We start from the raw sequence: 17,889 nt of genomic DNA, 5'->3' as shown, positions 1-17,889 counted from the left end.
CTACATCGAGATGTTCTACAACCCGATCCGCCGGCATGGTTCCGCTGGCGGACTGTCACCGGTAGAGTTTGAAAGGCGCTACGCGCAGAGCGGCAACTGAGTGTCTACAGAACTCTGGCCGGTCCAATGCCCCTTGGTACCTCATGGACACATCCGCCCAAGAAGGTTTTCATGTCTGGCATGACTGACGGGCAGCAACTACGCAACGCGCAATGGGGCAAGGTGTCGCGCCTGTTCAAGCCTGCGATGATCATTAGCGCGACGCTGGCGGCAAGCGCAGAAACGCTCTATCGCACAGGGGTATACCCGCGAGCCATCTTCGAGGCGGGCAGCGCTGATGCTCGAACCTGGTTGTATGTGGCATTGATGTACCTGATCGCCTTTCCAGTACTGTTTCTTTGGATGAGGCGACTGCTCGCAGGCTACCCCATGCCTTGGAACCCGCCACTCAAGCGCTGGTTGCTGGGCGCGTTCTCCCTGATCCTCTGCAGCGGAATGATCGTGCTGCCAGTCATCGTGCTGACTGTTGGAGGCAGCGCTGCAGGTCGCGGCAAAGGGCTATATCAGCTGTTCACTGGCAGTCTCTTCGGCACATTCCTTGTGGGAACGGTGCTCGCCTACGCAGCGGCCCTGGGTGCATGGCTGCTGTTTATCGGAACCCCCAAGCTGCTCTTCCCCAAGCTGGGCTCGCGCTAGGCCCCTGCGATAGTTTCCTGGAAGTCCCGATGTTCGAGCCTGTCACCTGCTTCCAGGTCGTCAGTAGCCCTTCAACGCTGTCGCGCTTGCCAACTTCGACACAGCTCACGATCTCGGTCGGCGTCAGATCGAACTGGCGGCTGGCAGCAGCCACTGCTGTCTTGCTCTGGATGATCTCAATGGCCAGCGCGGACTTGCGTCGGTCGGTCCGGCGCTTGATCTCTTCTTCTATCGTTTGCGGCATGGGTTTCTTCTTCGGGGAAAGCAACATCTGAGCATAAAATCAGTGGGTCATTACAGAGTAGCGGTGACAAAAGCAGGATAATTCCGTAGAGTCGACAGGCAGGCCGTCGACTCTTCGTGTCACCAAATTAAAAATCAAGATAAAAAGGAATGCATAATGTCAAAGCAGGATAGGCTAAACTTCTACAACTCTTGGCCCAATGGGACGCTATTCCCTGCAGAGATCCAGTTTGGTCAGCGGATCGCAGCGGCAGGTGTTCCTCTCTTTGTCCCAATTCAGGTCAATGCCAATTTGACTGTTGAGGGGCACATCTCACTTTCGTATGTTCTCGATGCACTTGGCAGTCTTCCCCGGCGACCGGACCATTCCTTCGACTGGGCATGGAAGGCATTCGAACACCTGACCAAGAAGGGGGCGCCAAACCTAAACATCACCGAGGCACTTCGTGTATTTGCGGTCCCGCGAATGTGTAGTGTGCTGAACAATGACGGCAATGCCTCGATTCAGTTTAATGAATTTGTCAGCAAGATCCCGATGCAGACAGCAAGATTCATGCTGAAGAAGATCATCAAAGAGAAACCCTATGTCGTCCCCGCCAGCTCATTCGCGAAGCGTCTACTGTTAGCCAACGGAAACGGCCCCATCACTTCGCAGGCCCTCCAGGCCCTGCTCGACAAACTGTCGGGCTATAACTATTCGAATGCAAGCGACCGGCGAAAGGGAGCGTCTCTCTTGTGCAAGGCGCTCACAGGCCAGGTGCTGATTTATCCATTGGGTCAGTTCGCCCTTTCTCAGCAAGACAGGATCTTACTTCTTGTAAGCGGCCTTGGTTATGGATTTCGCAATGATCGCACCCATGCTAACGCCATCTCCCCGTTTACCAGCAGCAAGGCTCGCGTTAAGACATATGCGCACTGCTGGTTTAGTTTCCTATTGATCTATTACTCCCTCACAATGCTCTGGGCTAACAACGGCTTCGTTCCTGCCCAGGGGGCTTTAGGTGTCAATTACTCTCAAAATAACGCCGGATTTATGTCCCTGTTCTCCAATGTTCTCGGCGACTAGACGTCCGCGCTAAGGCGCATTACCCGGCTGGCAAGAAATCAATCTGTGATGCCCCAGGGCCGCGGTAGAATAGATTGAAGGAGGAGGGGGGCGGCTGTGACGAGCGCGGGCAAGACACGGTCGACTCCCGCTGCGATGAATGGGATCATCCTGAGAGCAGTTGCCAAGCGCCCGATGGTTGTAGCTACGCTGGGCCTGCCTTTAGTCCTCAGCGGCCCTGTTGCGCTATTTGATCGTCCCGCGCGCCCAAGCCAGGTGTCCGCTTCTTTCCGGAAGCGGGCGATTGCGGGGCAGGGATTAGGGATGCTTATCGGGGGTAGGGTATGGCAACTCCCGACCCATAGCAGACGTCCGCTCGCTCGGATCAAGCATAGCTCTCTGTCCCGATATCTGGGGCTGGCTACACATCGGCTCGCAAGCCGAACTAGCGCCCCTAAGATCGAGAGGTAGAGAGGAGGTGGATTGGATCACTATACGATCTGCTCTGGATAAGAAGCATGGCTGGATCCAGAGGTTCGACTTTCAAGTACCCCGTTGTAAAGGAGTCTTACTCAATTGCGGGTCTACGAGAAGTCGCACAATGCGGGTATGTGGCTAGCATCACATGGAACGGCCTAAGGGCCACAACAAGATTTAGGGACAGCGCTTGAATCAGCGGCAACTTGATCCACCAGGCCTCTTGGGCTTGGCCGACGACCTCGACGACGATGGCGGCGTACGAGCCCGCGTGCGTGATCGGGGGGAACTCCACCTGCATATGAACGGCGCCGTCCCTGTGTCTACCATCCGGGAGATCATGGCCGACGAAGCAACTTCGCTTCCGGCGGGGTTCGATTTCGAGCGGGACATGACCCGCCTTGTCCCTTGCAAATCGCTGGCGGAGTACCTCACGCCGTGGCAGGTGTTGCGGCTCCTCCCCAAGAAGCGCGCAAACCTCGACCGCCTCGCCCATGCTGTTCTTGCGAGCCTGGCAGAAAACGCCGTTCGTTTCGTCGAGCTCCGCAGTAGCGTCCTGTACCTGACCGGACTTCAGAGCTGCACGCCAGCGCAGGCATTGGAACGCCTCATCGAGTCGACAGGCAGCGCTTCTCAGCACTACGGCATCCGGCGGGGCTTGATCCTCACCGTAACTCGGAGCAACTACGGCGCCTCCCATCTCGCCACGCTTCTGCAGGCCTACGAGGACATCGGACGGCCGAAGGATGTCGTTGGGCTCGACCTTGCGGGAGATGAAGAGACGCCCTATCCGGCTGAGCTGCCCGCGATGATTCGTGAGGCCAAGGACCGGTACGGCTTCGGCATCACGATCCACGCTGGAGAGACTGGACGCGTGGAGAATGTGCGAGCGGCCGTGGAGCTCTTCCACGCTGATCGGATCGGCCACGGCACGGCCGCAGTCAAAGATCCTGACTTGATGGATCTGCTGGCTATCAAGGGCGTCTGCGTCGAGGTATGCCCAATCAGCAATCGGCTGACGGGCGCCGTTCCCAGTGATGAAGCCCATCCTCTGCAGGAGTTCCGACGCCGCGGTGTGCCGTTCGTCATCTGTTCCGACAACCCGGCGATCCATCAACACGGCCTGGCTGACGACCAAGCCGCCGCTATGGCGGAAGGCTTGTCCATCTGCGACATGCAGCAGCAATACGAAGTGGCCAAGCGCTTTTCATTCATGGAGGGTCTGAAATGAAGATTCGATTCATGTCCGGCAATAAGCACAAGATCGAGGAAGTACAACGCATCCTCGGCCCAATTGGGGTGGGCATCGTGCCTGTATCCAGAAAGATCGAGGAACTGCAGACTCAGGACGTCCATGCGCTCGTGCGGGACAAGCTAATCAAGGCGTTCCACGAGATTGGCCGTCCCCTGTTTGTCGAGCACACAGGGCTGTATCTCCGGGGACTAAACGACCTTCCCGCAGGCCTAACCCAGATTTTCTGGGACCGATTGGAAGCCAGGCGCTTCGCGGATCTCGTGGCCGCTCTTGGTGACGACAAGGTAATCGCAAAGACGGTTCTTGGGTACTGCGACGGGCGCCAGATGCACCTGTTCGAAGGCGCAATCGAGGGGACGGTTCCCCGCGCACCTGCTGGGCCGGAGGATTTTCAGTGGGACTGCGTGTTCATACCTGACGGCTACACGACGACGTTTGCCCAAATGGGTGCCGGAAAGGACGACATATCCATGCGCCGCCTAGCATTGGACAGGTTTGCTGCCCACCTTGAAATTTCGAGAGTGCCGGCATGAGAGCTGCACTTCTAGATGCCTACAGCAATGGCAAGCTAATGCTATTTGTCGGGGCTGGTGTGTCTGCAAACCTTGGTTTGCCGAGTTGGAGCCAACTGATCGCGCATATTGCCGAGGAGCTGGGCTACGACCCGGCGGTGTTTGCCACCTATGGGAACTATCAGACTCTGGCTGAGTTCTACAAAAAGAAAAGAGGCGGCCTCGGTGAGCTACGAAGCTGGATGGACCGCGAATGGCACAAGCCTTCCACGAACATCAAGACCTCCGATATTCACCGGCTCATCGCCCTGGGCAACTTCTCGCGGATCTATACCACCAACTACGACCGCTGGCTTGAGCTAGCTCACGCCGAGTTCGGTGTGAAGTACGACAAGATTGCCAGCGTAGCGGACATGGTCGCTGTCAGGGACGGTCACCGCCAGATCATCAAGTTCCATGGTGACCTCGCAGCCGACGAGTCTATCGTTCTCGACGAGACCAGCTACTACCAGCGACTGACCTTCGACACGCCGCTGGACATCAAATTCCGCAACGACGTGCTAAGCAACTCTGTCCTCTTCATTGGCTACAGCCTGACAGATTTCAATATCCGGCTGCTGTTCTATCGCCTGACCGAGATGTGGAGGAAGTCGCCGCTGGCTTCGGCGAGACCCAAGTCGTACGTCTTCACCAATCGCCCGAACCCGGCAGCAGAAGAAGTACTGCGGCACTGGGGAATTGAGATGATCGTATCCGATCAGGACGATCCCAAGGCAGCGCTCACGGACTTCCTGCAAGAGCTTGTGACCTGACGAGCCGAGCAGGCTCGCGCCGGCCGTCGCAATGCTGCGCACAGCATTTGGTCACGATTGCAGCCACCTACATGACTTCAAAAGCATCGTGGCAATCATTGCTGGAGCACGCAGAGAAGCTGCCAGAGCAACTGCGAATTTGGCCTGCGTAAGTGTCCAAGATAGCGGCAGTCTTGAGGCGGCCACCTGGTGTGAAGACCGCTGCGTCTGCTTCTGGCCGGAAGTCGACATCGGCGGGGCAGGGGAATTAGAAAGATTCATCGAGGTAGGGAAGAACAGATCTCGACCCCAAGAGGTCGCCATCAAGCTGTTGATCTACGACGGCTCTCCGGCATGTGAATTCCCTGGTGTCCACCGCTCTTACCTAGGGTTGCTCACAGTATATAAGGTATGGTCAAGTCGAAGATGGTAGCGCTTCCTGATGATCTGGTTGTGCTTGAGCGCATTGAACTTCCAGCTCTCGAAGCCCAGCTTGCGCTGGCCGAAATCGAGGCTATCGTCGTGCGGATCCAGCGATGCGAAGTGGTCGCCTATCAGTCCATCGCCCCCCAAATAACGATCCAGATCGGCGGTCGAAAGTACATCTCCATCCCATAAACGATAGGTCGCGTCAAGGCTACGGATCTCTCCGCGGACAACGACATTGATGAACTCGTGAGCCTGACGAACAGGGTGCCCTTCGATGCTGATACCCGTGAAGACTCGGTTGGCTATCAACACGGCAGTTCTGATCGTCGTCGGCGCGGGCACCGTCCAGCCCAGCTTTTTCCACACTCTTTCGCGATACTCCCTCTCGCCAAACCTCTTCTCTCGTAACATCAATTGCCTGCCAGCCTTGACTATGTGGTCGTAACTGTTGCGCATCTCATGCGCATTACAAGGGTGGTAAGCGTTCTTGCACTCGAACAGGTACAGCACGCCGTCACGGTAGGCAACTAGATCCGTGTCGCCGGTAGCGCTGCGCTTAGAATTTTCGACCTCTTCGCCGACCTGAAAGCCCGCTTCGCGCAGCGCCTCGGCAACCGCCGACTGCATGGGGTCCTCGCCATCGAGGCGAGTTGCGTTAAGTCCGTTGAGCAAGGCGATATTGCGCACCAGGTTAGAGCGGGCAATGAGGGAGGGTGCGAGATGATAGTAGTCCCCGATCTTGAGGAAGGGAGAGTACTGGAGGTCCACCAAGTCGCGCGCTTCGTCCAATACCAGCATGTCCAAGATCCTCTCGGCCTTGTCCCCTGACAGTACAGTGCCGAGGAGTTGCAGCAGCTGTTCACGACGCATCTGCACGATCACCGAATGAAAAGTGAGGCGTTGGCGTTCGACTAGGTCGGTAACCTGCTCAAGCTCGCGCTGATAGAGATAAGCCATCAGCGCGAAGAAGCGCATGACCTTAAACAGGTCGATCGAAAGGATGCCCGGTGCTACTTCGAACGGCTCTAGCCGGAAGTTCCCATAGTCCTCCACGCTCAGTTGCGCCAGAAAAAACAGCTCCTCGCGGAAAAGGCGTTCGTCGGCCAGTGGGGCGAACAGGTTCGGAATGTCGGGAATACTGAAGGCGATGCGTGACAGCGGAAAAGTCTTGATCTGCACAAAGCGCGAGATGACGTCGTCGTAATAAAGCTTAAACACCTCCACGATAGACAGAGGTGCCTCTAGCTCTTGACCCCAGAGATGCCGCATCTCGTGCTGCCGCATGTGGACCTGCATGTTCCTCTGTACATAGCCCAGCCGCACTGACTTTTCCACATCCGGATCGATCGAGCTAACAGTGACGCAGTCCTTCACCAACCTCGCCCGATAGGGAAGACCGTCGATCATGGTTTCAGCGCGACATAACTCTTCCAGGCGGTGCGCACAGTGCAGGTCCAGATTGTAGGTTCCATTGAACGGATTTAGGGTCTGCTCATCCGTCAAGGCCAAATCCAACGGACGCAGTCCCCCTTCCTCGCGCGCCAGGGCGATGATGCGCGAAACCGCGCTCGCGAGCTCCTCGGCGGTAGTGACTGGGGACGATCCCGGCTCGATCAGCGGGACGCCACCTTGTGCGAACGTCTGATCGGCGAGTACCAAGAAGCTCTTAATCGCACGGCCACGCCGGCCGGACAGGCGAGTCATCAGACCATCGCGCAAACGTCTAGCATCTGGGGCAAGCTGGTACAGAGCATCGACCGACATCAAGTAGTCCCGCCAACGATCCTCCAAGCCAAGCACGCCATGCAGTTCGCCCAGCACGCTAACCAACTCTCGCACCGCTCCAACCCGGAAGTGGTAGCGTGAGGCGCGCAGATGGCCGCGTCGGCGCAGCTCTGCAACGAGGGAATTGCCGCCCCCGACCATAGCCAGCGCCAAGCCTAGCGCCAGGGCCTGCGGCCGGCGATTGTCCTTGAGCAAGCGATGCAACCGATCGAGGTCGTCCCGCGCAATCTTGCTCTTAGCCCAAGTGCCCACGTGCGCACGAACCCAGGCTCCTTTTGCCGCCACCGAGGGGCACGCCTGCAATTCTCTCTCCACCGCCTCCAAAATCATACGATCGATTCCCCCTTGGGGACGTGTTGTGGGGACGAACCGATCAGGATCATCCTGACGCATGCAGAACCTGCTTGCAGTGCATCAACTGGTTGTTGGGTGTCGCGAATGTAGCTGGCCTGCATAGTCGAGCAAGCACTACTCTCAAGTTGAATGCAGGAACTCACTACGCTACGGACCGGCTGATACTCGACGTGCAGTCACGCACTTCATTCGCCCACCTATATTGTTGAAAAGAAAAATGTACAGAAGAGAGCATATCCGCTTTTCAGCCAAACTGAGAAGCGGGCGGGGCAGTCGATTAGGAAAATTTATCGGGGGTAGGGAAAGGCGCCATCCGATCCGAAGCCAAAGCCCTAGATCAGGCAACCGGAGGCATAGCGGTCCTCTTTCACGTACATCAGTCAAGTTTGATCGTCGTACCGAATGCCTTCAGGACAGAGATGAATGCTGCATCGCATTGACTTGCCAAGGCAGAGAAGTGCCCGCGCAGTGTACCGTGGTCTGTGCGGGCACTCTTGGATGCGGCCGCTCGCTCGGATGGAGCGCCGTGGCCCTTGAGGATGCTGCGCAGCTTATGCAACCGCGCCAGCGGCTCCAACGCTGCTCTCGCCTCTTCAGGCTCGAGACCTTGAGCATGCAGATAGTCTTGCAGCAACCGAATCGACTGCCATTGTTTGTCGATCTCGCGACCGGCATCCATCGCGATTTTCTGCAGAGGCTTGGTCAGGAAGCCTTCGACCAGCAGCTGATCGAGCGCGAGGATCTCGTCGCCCCACTCCGAGACCGAATCTGTCGCGGGATAGCGGACTGCGTTAATCAACTCATCGCCACGAGCCTTCCACCAGGCAGGTGGATTGTCGTCGAGTTGACGAATCTTGCGCTTGAGCGCCTGAAGCGGGTCGTAGTCGCTACTCCAATTTCCTTCAAAATCATTCTCGTAGGCCCGCTTCGAAATAGGTGCCTTGGGCCATTCGTTGAATGACTGCCAGTACAACTGCTCCTCGTATGGCAGCTTGGCGAGGTAGCCAATGTAGGTGTGGACTTGCCCGGCTTCGTTGATGTCGTAGGTCTTCAGATACCAAGCATTTCGACAGCCTATGCTGCGGTCTTCCAGATCGTACTTCTCAGGATCGTTCTTAAATCGGGTGAGCACTTCGGGGCGGAAGAAGGCCGGTGAGATCTCGAAAGGCTTATTGGACTTCTCGAAGTAGTTCGACAAGTAGCCTGGCCCACACGAAGTCTCTATCTGACGCTGGTTCTTCCAGTCGATAATCTTGAACGTGGCGTACTTCTTCTTAGAATCGTCCTCTGCGTCCTTCCATTCCTGGACGAGTTGGTCGACGCTTACATTCGGTCGCAGAATCATGATGCCGTTGGCGTAGCTGGCGTTCACCGAGCGACCCGCGTTGTAGAACAGGTCAGGCCCCGACTTCTTACTTGTCTGCCGCTCCCGATTCCAGCCGCCGAAGTCCTTCGGCTGAAAGCGGGTGAAATCAAATTTGAGCACCAACGCCATGTCAGCTAGCGCCATGTAGGTAGCCAAGTCCTTGGTAAGCATGGTTACCACCGCTGCCTCGGGCTCGGAGGATGGCCCCTTCAGCCAGATCACACGGATGACGTCCTCTATGTCGCCTCGTTCATTGAGTCGACAAAAAGCACTGCGCTCCTCGACCCAGTACAGGCCCAGGCTATGTACTAATTTCTGGCTCAGTTCGATAGATGGCGGGCCCTTCTCCACGCCATTGAAAAACCGGCGGTAAATCAGCTTTTCCCCACCCACCAGTGACTTACAGCCGGGACTACTTAGAGGCGGCTCCAGGTATACTCGGTGACCTTCGCCGCCGCCCCAGGCGCGCTGAATACACCACGCATCATCCGGCATCAGATGGGCGCCTCGCAGGTCGCTGAGGTCCGCTGGAGTCACCTGCGCGATTGGCGCGAGCACGCCATGTACTAGAGCAGCGCCGCCACTGGCGTATATCACAAGCTCATCGCGCGTGGCGTTGTCTAGCATGAAGTCGATCGAGGTCTCGGCGCCGAGCAACCACTCGACGGAGCCTTTCTCTGGCGCCCACGCTAAAGCAGTTAGGGCCTTTGCATCAAATTGCTGCATCACTCAAGCCTCTTGAACAACATGGTGAAGATACATGTGCTACTACAGCCCTAGGTAGCGGGGTGATCCCAACTGAATACCGCAATCGCGCGACCCGTTGGTCTACGCCTTACAATCCAAGAGTCTTCGGCGCTAGTGCTCAAGGCAAGAACCCGGGATCGCGGTCCGGCCGCGTGCTCGATCATCTTATCGTCGCCCGCATTGGAACGGCTTCTATGGCGATCAATGCGTGGGGTCTGATGGCCCGTCTTCCCCCTAGCTCAACGGCTCATGCCAATGCTGGCACTGGGTGAGCTCAACGAACTCATTCTCAGGATGAAGCACAACGCGACGAACCCTGGGGGCTTCAAGGGTTCGTGTGGAGTAGTCCTCAAACCTGGGCGAATACTCACCTGACCTGATCTGTTGGTGAATCAGGTCCAGTTCTGATACGGCTATCGCCAAGCGATTCGCCGTGGAAAGGAGTACCACGGGCACCTCAGCTTCAACCAGCGCAGGGCTACCTAATGATTTGAGAATAGGGCTAAGCTCCGTGTCTTGCGCGTTGAACTTGTAGAGTGCCTCACCGCCCCAGTATCGAACTAAGGATCCGACGCCAGCCTCGCCGGCTTCGTGCGCGGGGTAAAAACAGAACCAGGCTTTCCCAGACCGGCTGCTATCCCGCGCCTGGTTGTTCGCAAGCAACCGTTGCGCCTGCTCTTCGGTAACTTTGCCTCGCGTGACCTGAGACGCAACGCGTCTCTCTAGCAACTCGGTACTGAGCACCTCCAGCCCATTCTCGCGGATGTGCACCGCTTCTTGTTCGGTCAAGCGGGTGAAGTGGTAACCACGTAGGGCATGCGGCATGAGAGCTTCGCCCAGCGTCCGAATAGCTGCGTCGAACGCATGGGCGCTGCGGCCTGGCAGGTGCAACTCCCAAGAGCGGAACACCGGGCGCAATTCCTGTAGGACTAGGCGCAGCTCGGTTGGCCATGTTCCAGGCTGAGAAAGGTCGAGCAGGTGCATCACTCGTAATAGGCCAGCTGGGACACTTCCTTATGCGATGCCATGGCCAAATACATGACATCAATGGCAGCACGTGCTAGATCATTGTCATGGCATGGGTATCGCTGTTGCCGGGCATGTTCCTTGCCACCATGGACCAAATTATTGCGCACCCTTCGAGCAGCATCCATCAAACGGTCACCCTCAGGGCCGTTTCCCAGTGGTGCATCCACGAACTCTATACGACGCTGAGCATTGACCTGCATCTTCATGGGTGGTGGATCGTTGGGACCGGTTCCCAATAGGAGATCCTTGCTCTTCTGTGACAGATTGTCCTCCAAGTGCCGACGAACGTAGACGTAGAACGCTGACCATTGCGTCTCCGGCGTCTCCCCCACGGCACCGTTGACGAACTCCGGAATCTGCTTGAGGGCGAACTCGATGCGAGAGAAGGCGCGCATTAGGTCCAAAGCGGTGTGACGTTCAACATTCATAGTGAGTCTCTCGGGCGTGGAAATCGGCGGCGTGCCAGGTCATACAATGAGGGGGCAGGAAAGAATTCCGTCGTCTGACTGCGCTAGGAAGACCCCTGCTATCCATCCATCTCTGCGATCATCCGGCCTTCTTCTTCCTGCCTCTCGATGGACTGGATCGCGTGCCGTTGCAGGTCGGAATACAGTTCGTATGCCGGATCCTGGCGAGTCAAGGCCGACAGAACCTCAGTGGCTTGGTCGCGCAGTTTGATGTCTTGCGGGAAGGGCTCGCCAACAACGCCCGATCGAGAGCCACTGACCGCGGCGCAATACAAGGCGCTGACCAATTTACGCAAGACGCCAGTCCCGTGGCTTCTTGCCAGCCGCATCATCCAGATGACGAATTCATGCTGTTCGAAGACGAAAGACTGCGGTGATTGGCGAGCTAGGCTGATTACAAGGGCAAAGCCTTCACGCCCGGAACTGGAGATCCATTGCCTGAGGAACTCGACGAAGTCCGAACTGTTGAAGGTGCAGAGCGTTCTGACGAGATCACCGAACCAAGGCAGCACGCTTTCTCCCGACTGCTCTTGGACGAGTGCCCAGTCGAACAGGTGGCGGACCCTCTGCGACGCGCCTTGCTGCCTCATCAGGCCCCAATCACCGCGCAGGCCGGAAGCCCAAGGAACCGGACTGTAAGACCAGTCGCTCCGTTCTCGGGCAATCTCAACCCTGGAGACAAGAAGTTCGACCACCACTTCGGGATAGTGGTGGAGCGATTTCTTGATGAACTCCTGAATCCAGTGGTCGTCGATTCGCGGCAATAGAAGTAACTTTTGCAGGATCGCTTTGATGCTCGATTCCCCAATGCCGTCGAACGGGGTGCGCAGGTCTCCGGCTATCCACATGAGGTAGTCGCGGGCGAACTGCTGGGAATCCCCGAAATCCGCGGAAATTGTGAGCTCAATCGCGAGGTCGGTGTCCGTCTGCGCGACTTGGCGCGTAATGTGAGGCGCCCACACTCTCACCCCCGGCTGGTCGGAGGATGTAATGCTACGCAGTACGCGTAGATCCAGGGGAGTGTACGGCGATAGCGGCTTGTAACCGGCGTACGCCTCGGCGACGACGGGCAGAAGCCGGGCGTCGCCCCTGTCGGCTGCATTTCCCGCGATCACCAGCGCTAGTTCGTGCTGCTCGCGCAACAGCGCAGCCAAGGCCCTGCCGGCATACCGGCTCGAGGCGGTCGATTCCCCCTGAACTACCGCCTGTAACAGCTCCTTGGCGTATTCGGCGGAATGGGAAATGATCCGGTCGATCAATGCATGAGGTGCCGATTCATTGTCCTGGAGCACGGCCGGGAGAAGCCCTTCGACGAATCGATATGCCTCTTCAGGATCACTGGTAGAAGACAGGATTTCCTGTGCGAGCGTGTCGAGCTCCTTCGTGTGTCCCTCGAATCGGCCGATTCCGATCTGGCCCGATAAATGGCCCCACCCGTCGACAAGCAAGCGAGTCGTGCGAAGCGCGAGCGTAGTGTCTAGGCGAGACAAGATCCGACCTGCCAACTTCTTCAGCATTCCGGTTCCGTAACTGGAGTACCAGCCCGTCGAAACGGCGAGCTTCACGATCACGACAGGAGCCACGTCAACGCGGTCCAGTTCCGCATCGATAGCATTGAGCGTCTCGGCGAACTCGACTTCCCACTCCGTCACCGTGTTCTTTGGGGCGGTCGCACCCAGGAGGCCGTGCGGAGCTTTCAGTGCGCTTCCGAGCGCGCCCGCTGCAGCAAGGGCGCGGCGCGTTTCCGCGTGCGACAGTAGCGCGATGCAAGCATCGATGATCTTCTTCCGAATCGACGCCACGCTGGGCTGTTCGACTATGAAGGGAGTCAGCATAATCGCCTGGTGCGTCGCAGAAGAGGAATGACCTTCTGTCTCGAGTGCGCCGCACAGGATTTCCAGAGGGTTGTGGATGCCCGTCCAGCTATCGTCGTAGGGGATCAGTGACAGGCCGAAATCGACAACCTGACTCATGAAGTCGAATGGCTTGTAGAGCTCAGGCGACGCCAGTTCCTTCAGGACTCGGATGCCATGCGATGGCTCCTGGCTCTGCGGCTTGTCGTCGTCACGGCCAAGCTCCCACAGTATCTCGCAGGCTTCCAGTAGATGATCGTGGCTGTACGCGACATGTCGGAGAATGTCGGCGAGCATATTGTCCGCGCGTCCTTCCCGCAGCATCCTGCGGACGAAAGCCAGCGCTTGGCGGGGCTGGTAATAGGCCGCTGCTGCGGCCGCCCGGAGATGCGGGTTGACGTATTTGTCCTGATAGTTGAGCCGGGACCAGAGTTCGTCGAGTAACCGGCTGTTGCTGGTATCGCCATTAGATTTCCTCCAGTCCAGGCGTCCAAAGTTGACGAGGATGTGCTCCGCATAGGCGTTTGGTGCCTCATCGAAGACGTTAGGGGCGAAACCGGTGGATTGGCCAGTCGCCGAAATGCAGCGTTCCTCAACGATGAAATCCCCCAAGAGGTCGGGGACGATCCGGCTACTGGATCCGCGCTTGTACAACACGCCCGCTTCGCGCAGCCGCTTCACGATCCTGGCAACCTCGTGGGTGGTGATGCCTGCGACGGCTGCGATAGCGTCATGCAGCTCCGGGTCATCCTCCTTGATCGGCTGTAGGAGGGCAATTGCGGCGAGGGCCAAGTGGACCGCCTCTGCATCCAGCTTAGAGCTGATGCCTTCGACGGTGCTTGCGACAAGGCGGCGCAGGAGCTCGGTACGGAAGGTGTCTTCGTCGATCAGGAATTCCGGAAGCGATTTGTCATTCGCAAGAATTTGGGCTGCGATCACTGTGGCCAACGGACAGTCACGCGTGTAAACGGACAAGCGAGATGAGAGCTCCGCTGGTGCGCCAAAGTGTTCCAGCGCCTGCTTGGCCAATTGCTCGCTATCAGCTTTTGGGAGCGTTTGCAGTTCGATTCTGGAAATCTCGGCAAGACACAACGCACGCGTCTGCTGCAGGACGTGCGGGATGCCGTATGTCCTCAGCGCCAGGATCAGACGGCTCCTGTTCCCGGGATTGGCGACGTAGTCCGCAAGGAGCGCGAGGTCTTCGCGGTCATGCGCGTCGTCGCAGACCAGCAACTTGGGCTTGGAGCCGAGTGCTTCCAGATCCTTCATCTTGAGCGGCTCGCGGCTCAGGAAGTAAATCGACGGACGTGGGTTGAAGGCAGCCAATCGGTCGGCGAAGGCTTTTAGGAGGCGGGATTTCCCGGTGCCGCCGTTGCCGATAAGCATCAGAATGGAGGGCGTGGCGGTGGTTGCGAACGTGACGATGGCATTGAGTTCTTTCTCGCGCCCCTGCAGTGTCCATCCATGCGAGAATCCGCGCGAGGGTTCCGTCTGTCCGGCGAAGAATTGCTCAGGCACCTGCCAGGGTGAAAGCTCGGGCTCGCCAAGCAAGGCCATTCGCTGACCGACGAAGAAAGTGTCCACAAGTTGAATCTGCGCACGCTTGGCAAGCTCGAGCCTGGCCCGGCGGCTAATGTCCTCCCGGTCCAATAGCTGCCAACTAGCATGTTTCTTGATCTCCTCGCGCGCCTGCGGGCTGGCGGAACTGCTCAACAAAATGACTTTCCTGTCAGCGGGCGTCGTCTGGGCTGCGACGGCGGCGGCTACCTTCTTTGGGCCGAACGAAGCATGCCGCTTGCACTGGTAGGTGGTTCGCGTGCCATCGGTGTGCACCACATCTATGTCGATCCCGAGCTGCGTGTGCCCTTGGGTGCCATACGGGTGCACTTGCGCATCATCGCCGTGTAGCAACGTGACGAACTCAGTGCAGAACCGCTCGAAAGTCTCTGGCGGCAGTGCGTCGACGGGCCATGGACGATCTAGGCTGAGCTGAGGGGAAGAGGGCGCGGCATACCCAGCCGCGGATCTCAGAGTGTCGGCATCGATGCCGAGCGCTGCGGCGATCTCAGGGACTTGCTCAGCACGCGGTCGGGAGAGGCCCCGTTCCCAGCGGCTGATGGTCTGCTGCTTCACGCCCAGTTCCGAGGCGAACTCCGCTTGCTGGGCGTAGCCGGCCGCCATCCTGGCTTGGGCGAGGAACGTTCCGAGAGTCGTGCTCACAATCGTTACTCATGCGACGCGTTATTGGCGTCATAACACACAATATGAGTGATGAAAAGCAACGATTTGACGGGCTCTCGCGCTACTCTCTTCCCCCTTGATCGCGCAGCAAGCCAGGTCGCTAGAAAGCGCGCTCTATTTCAGGAGGCGAGCTGCAGGATTGTCTTCTGCTGCACCCGCCTGGAAGTACCCAATCACGCTCGCCACCGAGCGATGCTCTGTCATCGCCATCACTGCTGGCAGTGGCACGCCTTGCTTACCTGCTTCGGTCACGAATCCTGATCGCAAGCTATGGGCCCCAAAGTCTCCCTCCAGCCCCGCTAAACGGGTCCGGCGTTTGACGATTGCGGCCACCGAGCCCGGAAGTAGGGCAGGGCCGACTCGATCTTTCCAGATCCGTCGGAAGATCGCCCCCTCATGGATCCCCGCCACCTCCAGCCAGGCGGTAAGCGCGTCAGCGCTGCGCCCTAGAATCGGTTTATCTGGGGTCGAATCCGCCTTGACCCCCACCTGTTGGGTCTTGGAGTACTCCAGCCGGTAGATGTACCCGTCCTCGCCGACCCTACGCAGGTCGCGCATATCCGCGGCCGCTATCTCGCTACGTCGACGCCCGCCACTGGCGAACCCGAAGCAGAGTAGGGCGCAGTCGCGTAGGCCCTCCAGGCTGTCATCGCAGGTGGCCAGCATCGCCTCGAGCTCGGCACGGGTAATGGCGGTCTTTTTGGTCGGCCGCTCGCCGCGCTTAACCGCCGCGCGCCGGGCGCGACTCAGCAGCGTGCGCACGCTGGGCAGCTCGCACGGGTTGGCCAAGCGCTTGAGCTTGTGGGCAGTCGATAGCACCGCGACGCGCTGGACCACGGTCGACAGCTTCAGCGGCCCGATCCTGGCCTTGAGCCCTGCGGCCACCAGCGCCTGATCCAACGCCGGCGGCAACTCGCTCACCAGTTCGGCCTTGCTACGACGTTGAATATGATCAACCAGGTACTGGATCACCACAGTCTCGCTGACCGGCAGCGCCAGCTCGATCCCGTAGCGTCCCTGGTGCCAGCCGGCCCAGTAGCGCAGGGCAGCGGCATAGCTGCGGGTTGTGTTCGCCGCAGCCGCTTCGGCCAGCAGTTCGCGCACCGCCTCGGCGGCTTGCTGGGCCAGTTGCTCCGGCAAAACCAAGTGCGTGGCAGTCGCCGGCAAGATCGAAGATGTGGAATTATGCTTCATAGTATGTAATATACGCTACGAAATAAACTCTGTACTAGCGATAATCATCACTTATCGCGAGTACGTTATCAGCAGAGTAGGGTGCCAGTACAGGAGACTTCGCATGGCCCGCGGCATCACTGAATCTGACGTCCATACCGCCGCCGACGAGTTGGTCGCCAAGGGCGAACGCCCAACCGTCGAGCGGATCCGGGCTCACTTGGGGACAGGCTCGCCGAACACCGTGACCCGCTGGCTGGAGACGTGGTGGAAACGACTTGGCACGCGCCTGCAGCCAGCGCGTCCGGACTTGGAAGATGCACCAGCGGTGGTGGCGCAACTCGCCGGACAATGGTGGGAGCTAGCGTTGAGTCATGCTCGGGAGGCCGCCCATCGAGAGCTTGCAGAGGCTGAGCAGTCCCTGGCCGCCCGGAATGATGCACTGGAGGCTAAATCCCGGCTTGTAGCTGATGAGCTGACGCAAATGCGTTCAGAGCGCGACGCTGCACTTACTGGAGAGAGAATTGCCGCTACGCAGGCTGCAGAGCTCCAGCACTTGGTTGACCAACTCCGTATGCAGATCTCAGAGCTCACAGAGCAACGGGACACTGGGCTTCGGAGAGCCGATCGAACTGAGGCGGCGAGACAGCAACTCGACGTCCGGCTTCACGAGGCTCTGGAGACGGCGAAATCTGAGCGGGAGGACTGGACCGAGTACGTCAGATCTGTCGAGAATCGGGCGCTTAGCGATGTTGATCGCGCCCGCCAGGAGGTGAAGGAACTCCAGGTGCAGCTAAGCAAGACATCCGAACAACACAGGGCGCTTGAGAAGCAGCTGCGTCAGGATATCCAAGCCGCTCAATCAGCGGCCGCCACGGCCAGTCAGTCTGCCGATATCCTGCGCGGCAGATGTGACGCGCTCGAGGGGCAACTTTCAGCGCTTCAAAACTTGCCAGCTCAGCTTGAAGTGGCACTCAAGCGGTCCAAAAGAGTTCCTTCGCGTGCGACTCGGAAGCGCCCAAAGCAATAGGGCGCACGCTGCGATCCCAAATGCTGGCAGAGGTACCAGCTCTAAGGCTTTCACCTCAATACAGGGCGTCTTTTCAGTAGCTCGAGCGAATGCAAGGCATCCTGTCCGAGGGCCCTCAGATCTACGGGCGGATTTCCCTGGCAAAGCGGGCAAGTCTCTTCGGCTACTAGGGTGACTTGTCCACGGTAATCAGGAGTCACTCACGCTCAGGCACCGAATAGATAGCGGCTATTCCTCCTCATTGAATTCGATGAGCGCCGCACGCAAGACTGGACCGGCCAGCCTTTCGTAGACATCCGGTTGCCATAATTGATGGCAATGACCGAGGTGTTTATGGGCAACAGCAAGCAGTACACGGATGAGTTCCGGGCAGAGGCGGTGAAGCAGGTGATCGAG

General features: G+C 58.3%; 13 protein-coding genes. 7 read left to right on the top strand and 6 right to left on the bottom strand.

The genetic code is table 11. The features are described 5' to 3' along the window. The first annotated feature begins 171 nt into the window (after positions 1 to 171). From ACM0PY_RS20430 to ACM0PY_RS20405, 6 genes are all read left to right on the top strand, one after another. The gene (locus ACM0PY_RS20430) at positions 172 to 696 is read left to right on the top strand and encodes a transporter (protein WP_180884389.1); all 525 of its coding nucleotides are present in this window, start codon (positions 172 to 174) and stop codon (positions 694 to 696) included. Positions 697 to 725: 29 nt separating this feature from the next. Then, positions 726 to 971 (top strand): hypothetical protein, encoded by a 246-nt coding sequence (locus ACM0PY_RS20425; RefSeq protein WP_180884391.1) that lies wholly within the window; start codon positions 726 to 728, stop codon positions 969 to 971. A gap of 125 nt (positions 972 to 1,096) precedes the next feature. Continuing rightward, complete coding sequence (locus ACM0PY_RS20420; protein ID WP_180886469.1) at positions 1,097 to 2,005, top strand: hypothetical protein; 909 nt, start codon at positions 1,097 to 1,099, stop codon at positions 2,003 to 2,005. 685 nt (positions 2,006 to 2,690) lie between these two features. Next, a complete protein-coding gene (locus ACM0PY_RS20415) occupies positions 2,691 to 3,692 on the top strand; it encodes an amidohydrolase family protein (RefSeq protein WP_219633208.1) in 1,002 nt (333 codons plus the stop codon). Beyond that, complete coding sequence (locus ACM0PY_RS20410) at positions 3,689 to 4,249, top strand: non-canonical purine NTP pyrophosphatase (RefSeq protein ID WP_180886467.1); 561 nt, start codon at positions 3,689 to 3,691, stop codon at positions 4,247 to 4,249. Before ACM0PY_RS20415 ends, ACM0PY_RS20410 begins: the two co-directional genes overlap by 4 nt. Beyond that, complete coding sequence (locus ACM0PY_RS20405) at positions 4,246 to 5,040, top strand: SIR2 family protein (RefSeq protein WP_235646759.1); 795 nt, start codon at positions 4,246 to 4,248, stop codon at positions 5,038 to 5,040. The genes ACM0PY_RS20410 and ACM0PY_RS20405 overlap by 4 nt, the downstream gene beginning before the upstream one ends. A 360-nt stretch (positions 5,041 to 5,400) precedes the next feature. Here ACM0PY_RS20405 and ACM0PY_RS20400 read toward each other — a convergent pair whose 3' ends face one another. The 6 genes from ACM0PY_RS20400 to ACM0PY_RS20375 form a co-directional block, all read right to left on the bottom strand. Then, complete coding sequence (locus tag ACM0PY_RS20400; RefSeq protein WP_414609487.1) at positions 5,401 to 7,626, bottom strand: hypothetical protein; 2,226 nt, start codon at positions 7,624 to 7,626, stop codon at positions 5,401 to 5,403. A gap of 337 nt (positions 7,627 to 7,963) precedes the next feature. Beyond that, positions 7,964 to 9,679, bottom strand: a complete 1,716-nt coding sequence (locus ACM0PY_RS20395; protein ID WP_414609488.1) for a hypothetical protein — start codon at positions 9,677 to 9,679, stop codon at positions 7,964 to 7,966. Between the two features lie 255 nt (positions 9,680 to 9,934). Beyond that, a complete protein-coding gene (locus tag ACM0PY_RS20390; protein ID WP_180886250.1) occupies positions 9,935 to 10,684 on the bottom strand; it encodes a hypothetical protein in 750 nt (249 codons plus the stop codon). Beyond that, positions 10,684 to 11,157: a hypothetical protein gene (locus tag ACM0PY_RS20385; protein ID WP_180886249.1), complete on the bottom strand. Its 474-nt coding sequence runs from the start codon at positions 11,155 to 11,157 to the stop codon at positions 10,684 to 10,686. Before ACM0PY_RS20385 ends, ACM0PY_RS20390 begins: the two co-directional genes overlap by 1 nt. Before the next feature lie 98 nt (positions 11,158 to 11,255). Then, positions 11,256 to 15,269, bottom strand: a complete 4,014-nt coding sequence (locus tag ACM0PY_RS20380) for a helix-turn-helix domain-containing protein (RefSeq protein ID WP_180886247.1) — start codon at positions 15,267 to 15,269, stop codon at positions 11,256 to 11,258. Between the two features lie 135 nt (positions 15,270 to 15,404). Then, positions 15,405 to 16,484, bottom strand: a complete 1,080-nt coding sequence (locus ACM0PY_RS20375; RefSeq protein WP_180886245.1) for a site-specific integrase — start codon at positions 16,482 to 16,484, stop codon at positions 15,405 to 15,407. A 103-nt stretch (positions 16,485 to 16,587) separates the two neighbouring features. Between ACM0PY_RS20375 and ACM0PY_RS20370 the strand changes: the two genes are divergently transcribed. Further along, positions 16,588 to 17,493, top strand: coding sequence for a DNA-binding protein (locus ACM0PY_RS20370; protein ID WP_180886243.1), 906 nt, complete (start codon positions 16,588 to 16,590; stop codon positions 17,491 to 17,493). Positions 17,494 to 17,889 lie beyond the last annotated feature (396 nt).

The organism is Stenotrophomonas sp. BR163 (assembly GCF_047520985.2).
Taxonomy (GTDB): Bacteria; Pseudomonadota; Gammaproteobacteria; order Xanthomonadales; family Xanthomonadaceae; genus Stenotrophomonas; species Stenotrophomonas sepilia.
The sequence above is the reverse complement of the archived record's forward strand: the minus strand, read 5'-3'. Positions and strand labels throughout refer to the sequence as shown.